The organism is Dysgonomonas sp. Shenzhen-Wh21, from assembly GCF_043392705.1.
Taxonomy (GTDB): Bacteria; Bacteroidota; Bacteroidia; order Bacteroidales; family Dysgonomonadaceae; genus Dysgonomonas.
On record NZ_JAIXHZ010000078.1, the window covers coordinates 115652 to 130557 of the forward strand.

Here is a 14906-nt window from a genome sequence, read left to right on the forward strand (position 1 = left end):
TATCCCTATTTATTATATACAGATTTCAATATTTTACATCAAGCTGCTATGCAGTCTTTATTGGGATTCTCATCCGATAGAATGAACGCCAAACAAATACCAAGCCCAGAATTAAGAATGGTATAGCAATAAATATAGAATAATCACTATCGGGATTGGAGCGCATTTCTATACAGATTTCTGTTGCCAACAATCCGAATAGGGTAGAGAACTTGATGATAGGGTTTAACGATACGGACGAAGTATCTTTGAATGGGTCGCCCACAGTGTCTCCTATTACTGCCGCTTCGTGCAGAGGAGTGTTCTTTTCTTTCAAGTCTACTTCTACTACTTTCTTAGCGTTATCCCAGCTACCTCCCGCATTAGCCATGTAGATGGCCTGGAACAATCCGAATACAGCGATAGATACAAGGTAAGCCACAAAGAAGTTAGGGTCGAGGAATGCAAATGCCAATGTGAGCGAAATAAGGGCGATAAATATGTTCCACATCCCTTTTTGTGCATATTGGGTACAAATCTTGACCACGGCGATAGAATCTTCGATGTCTGCTTCTTTTTTGGTGATATCGAATGTGCGTTTGATGAATTCTACAGCACGATAAGCTCCTGTGGTAACGGCTTGCATAGAAGAACCACTAAACCAGAAGATAACAGCACCACCACAGATCAGCCCGAGAAGTACCGGCGCATCGGTTAGAGACAGTTTCAGCAGCCCTACTTTTTCGAGCAGCAAGATGATGGAGAATATCATCGTTGTAGCACCTACTACGGCTGTTCCGATCAATACCGGTTTGGCTGTAGCCTTGAAGGTGTTTCCTGCCGAGTCATTTGCTTCGAGAAAATGTTTTCCGTTTTCGAAATTAGGTGTAAAACCATATTCATTCTTTATCTCCTCAGATATATTCGGAATGCTTTCTATTTGCGACAATTCGAATACCGATTGGGCATTGTCTGTTACAGGGCCATAGCTGTCTACGGCAATGGTTACAGGGCCCATACATAAGAACCCGAATGCAACCAACCCGAATGCAAAGATAGAGGCGTGAGGGCCTAATATGGCGTCCAATCCCATCTGTGCGGTAAAAAATGCACCTGTCATCAGCGCTGCGATAAGCAATCCTGTCCAGAATGCTCCGAAATAACCGGCTACAATACCCGATAGGATATTCAGTGACGGGCCTCCTTCGCGTGAAGCGGTGACGATTTCTTTCACATGTTTCGATTTGGAACTGGTAAAGAACTTCGTAAACTCAGGAATCAATACCGCAGCAAGTGTACCGCAGCTGATAATAATTGCCAATTTCCACCAAAGGCTGCCATTTGCCGGGTTGCCTGTGATTTCTACCATATCGCCTAGCAATAGGTGGCTCATAAAGAAGCTCGCCGAGATACAAAGAACAGCGGCGATAATGATGAGGCGCATCAAAGGAGACTCGAAGTCGAATTCTTTTTTATTTCCGTATAGTCTTTTCGATATAGCCTGATTGATAAAGAATGCACATCCCGACAAGAAGTCCATCAAGAAACGCATTCCGAATATCCATACTATCAGTTTAGCCTGAATATGCGGATCTTCTACGGCTAATGTGATAAATGCAATCAGAGCAACCCCTGTTACACCGTATGTTTCAAATCCGTCGGCTGTAGGGCCTACACTGTCACCGGCATTGTCGCCTGTACAGTCGGCTATCACACCCGGATTGCGGGGATCGTCTTCTTTTACCTTGAAAACAACCTTCATCAGGTCGGAACCGATGTCGGCAATTTTGGTAAATATACCTCCGGCAATACGCAAGGCACTTGCTGCAAGCGATTCGCCAATAGCAAATCCCAAGAAGCAGATACCTACTATTTCGCGAGGCACAAAAAGAAGGATAATAACCATAAGTACCAGCTCGAGAGAGATGAGGAACAGACCGACGCTCATGCCGGCCTTCAACGGTATATTAACGACATCCAACGGACGTCCTTTTAACGAAGCAAATGCGGTGCGTGCATTGGCATAGGTATTTACACGAATACCAAACCAAGCCACAGTGTAAGACCCTGCCATACCTACAATGGAGAATAACAAGACTTGAATAACAACCCCGAAAGACTGCCCGATCAATCCGAAGAAGTAGATGCATAGCACAAGGGCAATCAATGCAAACAACATCAGAAGGAATTTACCTTGCTGGATCAGATATGTCCGGCAAGTGGCGTAAATAGTAGCAGCTACTTTGAGCATAGAGTCGTGAGCAGGTAATCTCTTGACCTGACGGAACAAGAGAAGACTGAAACATAATGTTCCAGCAATGATCAGTGCACCATAAAATAAAAAATCCCATGAAGTAATCGCAGTTCCAAAGATGTGGAAGGTGCCCTCATGGAGATCAGGAATCGCCAGGTCGGCTTCGCTTGCAAACGTAGATAGGTTAACACCAAGAAGCAGACCAATCAGTAGACCAACATTTTTTAGTTTTTTCATGATAAAAAATTGTATTTAGATAGACAATAACAAACATACTCTCTCCCTAAAATACCAACTGAAAATATGTTTGTTTATCAGTTTCCGCTCCGAACTAAAAATTGTTTTGAATTTACAAAATTTAATCCTTTTTCGATCTATTTTTTATTGATTTTCTTACCGTTAAAAAAACGTTTTAAGTAAAAATAACAATGGAGGAGTTAAATTAACATTTGGCTCACCTCCGTGCTTGTTTTATGATGTTTTTTATATGTTAAACAACATGTTTTGCTTAGTAATAAGCTAATTACCTTGATGAGGCGGTGGATACCTTCAAAAATTATTGTTGCTTGAGATTGTTTCGATTTAACAAATTACAGTTATAAGAAGGAATAATTTCCTGCGATAAACGGATGAGATGCTTCGCCCCTCCGCTTGACAAAATCTTATATTAGTTTAAATTGATCTGCGTCTTGCAGTGCCGGAAATTTATTTCTGAACCTGATTAAATCTTGCATGTCGATTGTTCCGCTTACAATATCTTCTTCTGTTCCGGCTTCAGCGATGGTTTTGCCCATAAAGTCGTAAAGGGCTGTTCCCCCGCTGTATTGTACATAAGGGTCGCTGCCTGTGCGGTTTACGGCTGCTACATAACAAACGTTTTCTATGGCACGAGCCCGCACTAGGGTATTCCATGCATCCAAACGTACGGTAGGCCAGTTGGCTACATATATTATCATGTCATAGTCACCCCTGTTGCGCGAATAAACAGGAAAGCGTACATCATAACATATCTGCAACAGAATGCGGAAACCGTGGTATTCTACAACGACTCTTTCTTCTCCGGCGGTGTATTCTTTATGTTCTCCCGCAAAGGTAAACAGATGTCGTTTGTTATATGTCGCATAGCTTCCGTCGGGTTTGACGAAATAAAAGCGGTTGTAGTATTTTCCATTCTCTTCGGTGGCTACACTTCCTGCCAAAGCCATATTGCGGCGTAAAGCAATGGATTGCATCCACAGCAGTGTATCTGTATCAGCTTTTTCGGCTGCACCTTTGGGTGATGTGCAAAAACCGGTGGTGAACATTTCGGGTAAAACGACAAGGTCTGTAGAATCTGATAACGAATCTATCAAATTCTCTACATGATCTCTGTTGGCTTCAGGCTTCTGCCATACGATGTCAGTTTGCAGCAATTTAATGTTCATGTATATCAGATATTTATTTGATGATATTAGCTTCGAAGTTAAAGATTTTCTATAAAAGAAAAAAGTTACATTTTGTAAAAGTCTATTTTAATTTCAGGCAGAAATGAATTTTGCTTTCGCTTCGTATCATCTGTAACGATTTTTTGTAGATTTGTATATTGTTAAAAGGAATGAAATCAATACCTGTATATAATTTTCATAAAACAAAATACGGAGAAGAACTCCTTATCGATGTTGTCAGGCTTGCAGATATACAGAAGTATATACAAAAAGATCCTGTACACACATTATCTTATTATGACATTACTTTTATAGAGAGTGATAATGTGGCGTTTGGTCTCAACAATAGCAAATACACGTTGGATAGTGGCGATGTTGTTTTCTCAAAGCCCGGAGATGTGCGTGCATGGATAAAAAGCGAAAATACGCCGGATGGCTATGCGCTAATTTTTGAAGGTGAATTTCTACTTTCTTTTTTCAACGACCCACTCTTTCTGCAAAGCCTTTCGTATTTCGGAACACAAAGAAAGATTCATAAGATAAGTATTGCTGCTATAAAGGAACGGATAGTATATCTTGTTGGCAATATAACAGCCGAAATGCAAGACTATCAGTCGAAAGACAAACATATATTAAGGGCATTGCTTTATGAAATACTGATGCTCCTCGACCGTGAATACAAAAAGCAAAATGAAGGTGAAAGCGAAATGCGGGTAATGCCGAGCAGACATGTCGATTCTTTTGTCGAAGCGGTAGATAAAGACTTCAGGGAGTTTCACGACACAGCGTATTATGCCGACAAGCTGTGTATAACACCTAATTATCTGAACGCCATCGTGAAAAAGGCGATGGGTGTAAATGCAAAGCTCTATATTCAGAACAAGATACTTGCGGAAGCAAAAAAGATGCTGGCGTATTCCAATTTGTCTGTATCTGAAATAGCCGAGCATCTTAATTTTGAGACTTCTTCTTATTTTATTCGCTTTTTTAGAAAATATACCCACTCCACACCGCTGCAATATCGCAATAGTGAAAAACGTTGAAAAGTGCTATTTTCTCCGTAGTTTATATCCTGATAAATAGGCAAACGATCTCTATTTTTGTCTAATAAATATCTATTTTATTAAAATGAGTCGGGAGTCTTTCTTACACTCAGAATGACAGAGAAGTGAAATGATAAAGAATACATAATCTAATAACAAAAGACATGGATAAAGAAATCATCAAGAAAAAGATCATCGAAATGGAAGTTGCAGCTTTGGAGCTTTGGAACACAGGAAACCCTGACGGTTATCTGGCTATTTACTCTCCTGACTTTACCTATTTTGATCCGTATCAGGAAAAAAGGCTTGACGGCTTTGAGAGAATAAAAGAGTTGTATGAGAGTATGAGAAATAATTTTCAGGTAGAGCGTTACGAAATGATAGACCCTGTGGTACAGGTATATCCACAAACGGCTGTGTTGACATATAATCTGATTTCTTATTCCGGCGAAGAGCTTTACCGATGGAATTGTACCGAAGTGTATCAATTGAACGACAAGGCTGAGTGGAAAATAATCCATAACCACTGGTCGCTGATAAAACCGTTGGGATAAAAATACTTCTAGTCATTGACAGTGTATTTCCTATACCTTATTATTATAAACGAAGCATCTCTACTAAAATAGTGGAGATGCTTTTAATCATTGATCTGATAAATATCTTCAGCTTGTACCTTATCTATTATGTATCTCTACTTTTTGAGTAGGGGCTTTTTCTGCATTGCGTTTTTCTACCGAACTGATAAAGTTATCGGCAAGATGTGCAAACGCCATTCCCGTGATCGTGTTTTCGTTCAATGCTACAGGCACACCCTTGTCGCCACCTTCGCAAATGCTTTGTACAATAGGTATTTGTCCTAGTAATGGTACATTCATTTCTTCTGCCAGATTTTTTGCACCTTCTTTGCCGAAGATGAAATACTTGTTTTCAGGCAGTTCGGCAGGAGTAAACCATGCCATGTTCTCTACCATGCCGAGGATAGGCACATCTACCTTTTCGTTGGTAAACATATTGATTCCCTTGCGGGCATCGGCAAGTGCTACCTGCTGAGGGGTGCTGACTACTACCGCTCCGGTTATTGCAAGCGTTTGCACCAGTGTGAGGTGAATGTCGCTTGTTCCGGGTGGAAAGTCGATAAGGAAATAATCGAGTTCGCCCCAGTTACCGTCGTTTATCAGTTGCTTCAATGCATTGCCTGCCATTGCTCCACGCCATACTACAGCGTCGTCTCTGTTTACAAAGAAACCTATCGAAAGCATTTTCACGCCATACTTTTCTATCGGAACGATGTATTCTTTTCCGTCAATCGGTTCAAGAAACGGGCGAGCTTCTTCTTCGTCAAACATTTTGGGTAACGAAGGTCCGAAGATATCGGCATCGAGCAAGCCCACCTTGTAGCCTTTCTTGGCAAGGGCAACCGCCAGATTTACCGATACGGTGCTTTTGCCTACACCGCCTTTTCCGGACGATATGGCAATGATATTTTTTACCTGAGGCAGTGCTTTCACCGGTTTGGGTGCTTCTACCTGTTGGGTTTTTACTTCAATATTTCCTTTTATGTCGACATTGGGGTCAACGTAAGTCAGGATAGCTGTTTCGGCAGCTTTCACTATCGATTTGATAAACGGGTCGTTCGCTTTTTCGAAAAGTAGAGAAAAGCTTACTTTCATTCCGTCGATGTGGATATCGTCGGACACAAATCCCATTTCTACGATATCCTTCCCTGTGCCGGGATAACGCACATTGCGCAGTGCGTCGATAATTAATTTAGGATATATATTAGCCATTTTTAGTTGATTGATTTAATATATTACTTCGCCCAAAGCTGCGATAGTCGTCTTTTTCGATCTCTATGTCGGGTTCTATCCAGTGGTCGCGATGTTGACATTCAAATTTTATATACTTGATATTTAAACCCCTTGCCAGCCATTGTTGTTCATAGTAGGTTTGTATTTTAAGTATATCGTCCACAAGCTGAGAGTGATACAGATCGTCCGTTTCGAACAGTACAGGCAAAGCGTTTGCTTTCACCATCTCGCTGGTGTAGGTGTACATGAAGTTGCTGTCTGTTTTGAGGTGTACAATACCCTTGTCGGACAAAATCTCACGGTACAGCTTCATAAAGCGGGTAGAGGTCATCCGCTTGTTTACCTTGCTCATTTGCGGGTCGGGGAAGGTGATCCATATTTCAGACACTTCGCCCGCTGCAAAGAAGTGCGTTATCAGTTCTATGTGCGTGCGCAAGAATGCGACATTTTGCATGCCGGCTTCAAGAGACTGCTTTGCCCCTGTCCACATGCGTGCGCCTTTTATATCTACTCCTATGAAATTTTTGTTCGGATATAGCTTGGCAAGCCCTACGGTGTATTCGCCTTTGCCGCAGCCCAGTTCGAGGACTATCGGGTTGTCGTTCTTGAAGAAAAGCGAGTTCCACTTCCCTTTCATCTCAAATCCTTTTTCCTGCAAAACGGCAAACGGATATTGGAATACGTGCGGGTATTCCTCCATGTTGGCAAATTTGGCAAGCTTATTTTTTCCCATTGTTGTCAGCCCCCTATACCTCCGGAGGGGGAACCGGAATAAAAAATTCTTATATAACCCTCTTTGTACAAAGCCTCCCTTCGGGGAGGTTGGAGGGGCTCAAAACTGCTGCATGTCGCACAGTTTACGATAGTAGCCATTCTTTTCGAACAGCTCGTCGTGATGTCCACGTTCTACAATTTCGCCTTCGTGCATCACACATATTTCGTCCGCATTCTTTATTGTAGAAAGGCGGTGAGCGATAACCAGCGTGGTGCGGTTCTTCATCAGGTTGTCGAGCGCATCCTGTACCAGGCGTTCCGATTCGGTGTCGAGTGCCGATGTGGCTTCGTCGAGAATCAGTATCTGAGGGTTCTTGAGGATGGCGCGGGCAATGCTGATGCGTTGGCGTTGACCGCCCGACAGTTTGCTGCCCCGGTCGCCTATATTCGTGTTGTATCTTTCTTCGGTGGCAATGATAAAATCGTGGGCATTGGCTATCTTGGCTGCCTCTACCACTCTTTCCATTGTGGCGTCATCTACACCAAACGCAATGTTGTTGTAGAATGTATCGTTGAAAAGGATTGCTTCCTGATTTACATTACCCATCAGCGAGCGGAGGTCGTGCACATCGGCATCCTTGATGTTTATATCGTCGATATAGATACCTCCCTTGTTTACGTCATAAAAACGGGGTAGGAGGTCGGCCATCGTAGATTTGCCCGAGCCCGATTGTCCCACAAGGGCAACTGTTTTCCCTTTAGGAATGGTGAGGCTTACATTCTTGATGATCCAATGACTGGTTTCGTATTTGAATTCTACATTTCTGTAGGTGATCGATTCTTTTAGTGATATTGGTTTCGGATTAGCAGGATTTTTAATGTTATTCTCTGCTTTTAGTATCTTGTCGATACGTTCAACCGAAGCCATCCCTTTTTGTATGGCGTAAACCGATTTGGATAGGTCTTTGGCCGGATTGATGATCAGATAAAATATAGTCAGGTAATAAATAAACTTCGATGCGTCCATTGATCCCGATCCGTCTAATATAAGCGTTCCTCCAAACCAAAGTACACAAACCACTGCAATCGTTCCCAAGAATTCGCTCATGGGGTGTGCCATCTGTTGGCGGCGAGCGATCTTGTTCGACATGTTTCTGAAAATATTGTTAGACGAGTCGAAACGGGTTTTCATCTTCGACTCGGCATTGAATGCTTTGATGATACGCAGTCCGCCCAGCGTTTCTTCTATCTGCGAAACAAGGCTTCCCCATTGGTTTTGTGCTGTCACCGATCTGCGTTTGAGGCTTTTGCCTACCTTGCCCATTATGTATCCGGCTATAGGTAGTAGTATCAATACGAAGATGGTAAGTTCCCAACTGATAAAAAGCATTGTACCCAGATATACGAGTATCATAATCGGGTTTTTGGTAACCATATCGAGCGAACTCATCACCGAATTTTCCACCTCGTTTACATCCCCTGTCATACGTGCAATAATATCGCCTTTGCGTTCTCCCGAGAAGAAACCGAGAGGCAGCGATAGTATTTTGTCGTTTATCTGTTTGCGGATATCCCGTACCACGCCTGTGCGTACATCTACAATATAGTGAGCACTGAGGTAGGTAGCACCGGTTTTGAATAAGGTCATCACCACAAGTGTTAGCCCCAAGCCAAGCAATACTGCTCCGCCCGAGTGTGTGGCCATCATATCCGAAAGGTATGCGTAGAAGTTGTTTTCGAGAACCTTATAGTTGAGCATCGTGCTGATGCTTGAAGTATCCACAGGCATGTATTCGTATACCTTTTCGTCTACCTTAAACAATATACGGAGTATAGGTACTATCAGCGCAAAAGAAAATACATTGAGGATAGCACTCAGTATGTTGAACACAAGATTTAGTGCTACTTGCCTTTTGTACGGAGGTACAAACCTCCTTATCAGTGTTATAAAGTCTTTCATCAGAAAGTTTTTGGGTGAAAAAATGTCGGGGTTTACGTCCCGGCGAAAAACGGCTGCAAGTTAGCCATAATTCTTTATTTATAGAATAGCTTTCAGGTATTTTAGATAATTGGCATATATGTTGTTTTAATGGAAATGTTTTGTGATATTTGACACTTAATTGGGTGAAGCAAGGCAAATATAGAGTATGGTAATGATATACGGTATGCAGCAGTTGTGCCGACTCTTTTTATTGTGAGATTTTGTGTTAATATTTCCGTTGTGAAAGATTTACAAAAAAATGAAATCTTACAGTTGATATTTTAAGAGTCTGTTTGAATTTTGCTCGTTCCAATTTTTAGAACTGTTTTCAGGATGATTTATTCTTTTGAGAAACGATAATAGCAGGCTATTAAAGTTGAACAAAAGGATAAAGCGGACAAAAAGAGACTAAAAATGAACGAAGAAAATCGGAGAAATATTCATAGAAAAATATTCGTGGAAAATTTAAACAGGTTCTAAATAGTTCCTACTTTTGTATTGTCTAAATGATGTATGAATGGTTAACCCTGTAAATCCAAAGTTTAATAGTTTTTTCACGAAATACTATAACCGCTTTGTTCGTTTTGCTAATTCGTATGTACGTAGTATGGATGTTGCGGAAGACCTCACCACAGAGGCCTTCATGATTTATTGGGACAATAAGGATAGCCTGAGTGCAGATTCTAATATAGAGGCATATATATTGACGATAATAAAAAACAAATGCCTCAACTACCTCAAACAAACAGAACGCAGAAGCCGGATACTTACCGATATGGGCAGCTATGCTCAATGGGAGCTTGATGTGCGTATCAGTTCGTTGGAAGCATGCGACCCCGAAGAGATATTCTCCGAAGAGATACAGCAGATTGTGAGAGATACACTGGCCAAACTACCACAGCGAACAATCGATATATTTGTTGAGAGCCGTTACAAAGAAAAATCGCATAAAGAAATAGCCGAAATGTTTGGCATTACACCCAAAGGAGTTGAATTTCACATCTCAAAAGCCCTGAGCTTGCTTCGGCTAAACCTGAAAGATTACCTTTCGGCGTGGATTGCGCTTTTCTTTATTCTGAATAAGTAGCTCTTGCTTATAATCGAATTTCATTTTTAATATTTGTTAACAATATTTTGACTAGGGATGTACTGCCTTCGTTTGTTATTCTTATACACGACATTCTTATAGAAAAAATATAAATAGTCGCAAAAAGTAAATGGATTCAGAATTGTTATTTAGGTTTTTTGAAGGTTTAACTACTGATAGTGAAGATCAAACGATAAAAGAATGGTTTGAAGCATCGCCTCAGCATCAGGAGCAGTTTTATCAGGAGAGAAAACTTTTTGATGCCTTGATCCTGCATCACGACCAAAGCAGCATCACTGCCGATAGTAGCATATTGGTAGAAGAACCGTCGACAGACCGTAAACGGATACTGTTTGGTACATTTATGAAAGTGGCGGCTGTTATTGCTATCTTGCTTATGAGCGGATTGCTGTACATGCAAATAAAAAACAGTAATGAAGACTATGGAATGCAGTCTATCAGTGTTCCTGCCGGGCAATATGTAAACCTTTCCTTGCCCGATGGTACACAAGTATGGCTCAATGCCCGTACCAAAATAGAATATCCGGTATCTTTCAATAAAAAACAACGTATCGTAAAGCTCGACGGGCAAGCCTATTTTGAGGTGGTGCACAACGAGGATAAACCCTTTATAGTAGAAACATCGAAAGGAAACGTGAGCGTACTGGGAACCAAGTTTGATGTGATGGCATATTCGGGTGAAGACGATTTTGTGGCCACACTGATGGATGGTAAGGTAAAGGTAGATCTTACGTCCGACCCTAGCCAGTCGTTGACCCTCAGCCCCAACACCAGAGCAGTTTTGAGAAATGGCAAGCTCGAGGTTTCGGGTATCGAAGACTATGATGTCTACCGATGGAAAGAGGGCTTGATCAGCTTCAATAATGCCTCTTTTGGCAGTATTATGCGCGACTTTGAAAAAATATACGGACTAAGAATCAATATAGACAATACGCATGTAGGCAAATATTCGTACACCGGTAAGTTCCGTTTTGTAGACGGCATCGACTATGCGTTACGGGTTTTGCAAAGAGATATAAAATTTGAATACCAAAGGGATCCTGAAACCCATATCATTAATATCAAGTAAAAATACAATCACTCTAAAATGTAAGCCAATGAAAAATATCTGATCGTAACAAAAAGTGCCAAAAAATGCTGCAACATTTTTTGGCACGTGAAACCAATACAGTTTTAATAAAAAAGAGTATCAATCTCATTAACAAAACAAATCTATGAAAAATAATGATTTGAAGGATGTTTTTTATTTAAAATATCCGGAATTAAAACAATTGACAAAAATCATGAGGGTTTTTATTTTATGTCTATTATGCAGCATACAATTCTTATTTGCTGAAAACTCTTACTCTCAGAGTGCAAGAGTGACAATGAACCTGAAAAATGTTAAGTTAGCCAAAGTCTTAAACGAAATCGAAAGCCAAACCAGCTATTTGTTTATTTACAATAACAAGGTTGGTGTAGATCAGACAACCACTGTGAACGTAAAAGATAAGCCCACCGCGGAGGTGCTTGATCATGTGTTGAAAAATACAAATATCAGCTATAGCATGGAAGGTGCACATATCATCCTTTCGGCGAATGCAAATACCAAAGAGACGAGTGCAACTCAGCAAGACAGGGTGGTAACAGGTACTATAAAGGATAAGAATGGCGAACCGCTCATCGGGGTTAGTGTCGCCATAAAAGGGACTACTACAGGTACAATGACCGACATTGACGGTAATTTCTCGATAAAAGTTCCTGCAGGAAAAGCGTTGGAAGTAACTTATATTGGTTATGTTTCGCAAACGCTGAATGTAGGAAGTCAAACTTCGTTCGATGTCGTATTGAAAGAAAGCGACGTGAACCTTGACGAAGTGGTGGTAACTGCTTTGGGTATCAAGAGAGCACAAAAGGCATTGAGCTACAATGTGCAGGAAATAAAAGGCGATGAACTTACAGGAGTAAAAGATGTAAACCTGATGAACTCCCTGTCGGGTAAAGTGGCCGGTGTAAACATCAATGCATCTGCTGCCGGTATCGGTGGAGCTACACGTGTGGTAATGCGTGGTTCTAAATCTATAACAAAGGATAACAACGCATTGTACGTGATAGACGGTGTGCCTATCTTCAACGCCAACAATGGCGGATTGAATCAGAACAATGAGTATGCCGATCAGCCTCGTGGAGAGGGAATCTCTGACCTCAACCCCGACGATATCGAAAGCATGTCGGTGCTTACCGGTCCTGCCGCTGCTGCCCTTTACGGGTCTAACGCTGCAAATGGTGCGATTGTGATCACAACCAAAAAGGGAGCTACAGGTAAACCAAAAGTGACAATATCCAACCAGACTACATTCTCTCGTCCGTTTGTGATGCCTGATTTCCAAAACAAATATGGAAACAAAACAGGTGAGTATAAGAGCTGGGGCGATGTGCAAAACAAATACGCTTACAATCCTTCAGACTTTTTCGATACAGGTGCTACTTCCCAAACATCGGCTACACTGTCGGTAGGTACAGACAAGAATCAGACATTTATGTCGTTGGGTTCTACTAAAGCCAATGGTATAATACCTGAAAACGATTATATGAAATACAATGCAACGTTGAGGAATACAACTAAATTCTTGAACGATAAAATGATCCTCGATTTCGGCTTTAGCTATATCAAGCAAAAAGACCAGAATATGATGGCTCAGGGACAATACTACAATCCGCTTACTGCAATATATACGTATCCGAGAGGCGAAGATTTTAGCTACGCCAAAAACTATGAAGTATATAGCGATGCATTGGGATACAACGTTCAGCAGTGGAAGTTTGGAGACCAAGGCTTAGGTATGCAAAACCCATATTGGGTGATCAATCGCAACAGAATGGTAAACAAGCGCGACCGCTATATGATGAACGTAAACCTGCAATACAATATCTTCGACTGGATGAATGTAATGGGACGTGCTCGTCTCGACAATTCGCAGAATAACTTCACGCAGAAGAATTATGCTTCTACTCACCAATTGTTTGCATCCGAAACAGGACGTTTCAAGTCTACAAAAGAAGACTACAAACAAGCGTATGCCGACTTGTTGTTGAACATCAATAAGTACTTCGGCAACTACTCTTTGTCTGCCAATATCGGTACAAGTATCTCTGATATGCGTTCCGACGAAAGCGGCGTAGATGGTGCATCGTTGATGATTCCTAACTTCTTTGCGATAACAAATATCGACAAGAATGCACCTAAAACCAGATTGATACAAGACGGCTGGCACGAACAAACACAGTCGGTATTCGCCAATGTGGAACTAGGCTGGAAGAGCATGTTGTACCTTACATTGACAGGTCGTAACGACTGGGCTTCTGCTCTTGCAAACACAAGCAACAGCTCGTTCTTCTACCCATCGGTAGGGGTTTCGGGTGTGGTATCCGAAATGGTGAAATTGCCAAGCTTTATTTCGTATATGAAAGTACGTGGGTCTTACTCTTCGGTAGGCTCGGCTATTCCTCGCAACTTGTCTATCCCGACATACGAATATGACGAGCAGGGAGGTTTCTGGAAAACCAACACATATATGCCGATAAAAGACCTTAAGCCTGAAAGAACAGGATCGTGGGAAGCAGGTTTGAGCACTAAATTCTGGGGCAACAGACTGAGCTTCGACATGACATGGTACAAGTCTAACACCAAAAATCAGACGCTTGAAGTACCTGTATCTCCTACTACAGGCTATACATCGATGTATATACAAACAGGTAATGTAGAAAACCAAGGTGTGGAAATCACATTGGGAGCCGACAACAAATGGGGTAACTTCAACTGGAACTCGACTTTTACTGCCAGCTACAACAAAAATACGATCAAACAGCTCGGTAAATATGCCGATCCTGTTACCGGAGAGATGGTTACACTTGAGTCTATTTCCCAGGGCGGTATAGGAGCTTCAGAATTCCGTTTGATGGCAGGCGGTACAATGGGCGACTTCTATGTTAAGAAAAAATTGAAATATGATGATAAAGGAGCTGTCGTTCTGAACGAAAACGGTAGCCCTGAACTCGAAAACACAATGGATAAAGTGGGCTCGGTGCTTCCTAAATGGAACTTAGGCTTCAGAAACGACTTCAGATGGAAAGATATCAACTTTGGATTCCTCGTATCGGCACGTTTGGGCGGTATCGTTGTTTCTCCTACACAGGCTATTTTGGACGGATTCGGCGTAACTAAAGCCACTGCCGTTGCCAGAGACAATGGAGGCGTAATGATCGGTAATACGAAGATCGACCCTTACAAATACTATTCTGTAACAGGACAAACCGAAGGCTTATTGTCAGATTATATCTACAAAGCCACTAACGTTCGTTTGCAAGAAGTATCGGTAGGTTATACCCTGCCTAGTAAATGGTTCAACGATGTAATGAAAGTAAATGTATCGTTCGTAGGGCGTAACCTGTGGATGATCTACAACAAAGCTCCTTTCGATCCAGAAGCAACAGCTTCTACCGGAACTTACTTCCAGGGTATCGACTACTTTATGCAGCCAAGTCTTCGCAATTTGGGATTCAGCGTTAAGGTAGAGTTCTAATATTAATTCATTACGATTATTGTTTATACAATA

10 protein-coding genes are annotated in these 14906 nt (G+C 41.6%); 5 read left to right on the top strand and 5 right to left on the bottom strand.

Features of this window, described 5'->3' with window-relative positions:
• Positions 1-46: 46 nt before the first annotated feature.
• A complete protein-coding gene (locus LDB17_RS05245; protein ID WP_252638357.1) occupies positions 47-2470 on the bottom strand; it encodes a sodium-translocating pyrophosphatase in 2424 nt (807 codons plus the stop codon).
• 425 nt (positions 2471-2895) lie between these two features.
• Positions 2896-3657, bottom strand: a complete 762-nt coding sequence (locus tag LDB17_RS05250) for an amidohydrolase (RefSeq protein WP_252638356.1) — start codon at positions 3655-3657, stop codon at positions 2896-2898.
• 170 nt (positions 3658-3827) lie between these two features.
• Between LDB17_RS05250 and LDB17_RS05255 the strand changes: the two genes are divergently transcribed.
• Together LDB17_RS05255 and LDB17_RS05260 are read left to right on the top strand one after the other, a co-directional pair.
• Complete coding sequence (locus LDB17_RS05255; protein WP_252638355.1) at positions 3828-4700, top strand: helix-turn-helix domain-containing protein; 873 nt, start codon at positions 3828-3830, stop codon at positions 4698-4700.
• A 164-nt stretch (positions 4701-4864) separates the two neighbouring features.
• Positions 4865-5254: a nuclear transport factor 2 family protein gene (locus tag LDB17_RS05260; RefSeq protein ID WP_252638354.1), complete on the top strand. Its 390-nt coding sequence runs from the start codon at positions 4865-4867 to the stop codon at positions 5252-5254.
• A 120-nt stretch (positions 5255-5374) separates the two neighbouring features.
• Here LDB17_RS05260 and LDB17_RS05265 read toward each other — a convergent pair whose 3' ends face one another.
• The 3 genes from LDB17_RS05265 to LDB17_RS05275 form a co-directional block, all read right to left on the bottom strand.
• Positions 5375-6487, bottom strand: a complete 1113-nt coding sequence (locus tag LDB17_RS05265; protein WP_252638353.1) for an Mrp/NBP35 family ATP-binding protein — start codon at positions 6485-6487, stop codon at positions 5375-5377.
• Positions 6480-7241, bottom strand: a complete 762-nt coding sequence (gene trmB, locus LDB17_RS05270; protein WP_252638352.1) for a tRNA (guanosine(46)-N7)-methyltransferase TrmB — start codon at positions 7239-7241, stop codon at positions 6480-6482. Before trmB ends, LDB17_RS05265 begins: the two co-directional genes overlap by 8 nt.
• A 99-nt stretch (positions 7242-7340) precedes the next feature.
• A complete protein-coding gene (locus LDB17_RS05275) occupies positions 7341-9182 on the bottom strand; it encodes an ABC transporter ATP-binding protein (protein ID WP_252638351.1) in 1842 nt (613 codons plus the stop codon).
• Positions 9183-9720: 538 nt separating this feature from the next.
• Here LDB17_RS05275 and LDB17_RS05280 point away from each other — a divergent pair.
• The 3 genes from LDB17_RS05280 to LDB17_RS05290 all read left to right on the top strand — a co-directional run bounded on the left by LDB17_RS05280 (position 9721) and on the right by LDB17_RS05290 (position 14873).
• On the top strand, positions 9721-10290 hold the full coding sequence (locus tag LDB17_RS05280; protein WP_252638350.1) for an RNA polymerase sigma-70 factor: 570 nt from the start codon (positions 9721-9723) through the stop codon (positions 10288-10290).
• Between the two features lie 130 nt (positions 10291-10420).
• Positions 10421-11380, top strand: a complete 960-nt coding sequence (locus LDB17_RS05285) for a FecR family protein (protein ID WP_252638349.1) — start codon at positions 10421-10423, stop codon at positions 11378-11380.
• A gap of 145 nt (positions 11381-11525) precedes the next feature.
• A complete protein-coding gene (locus LDB17_RS05290) occupies positions 11526-14873 on the top strand; it encodes a TonB-dependent receptor (protein ID WP_252638348.1) in 3348 nt (1115 codons plus the stop codon).
• Positions 14874-14906 lie beyond the last annotated feature (33 nt).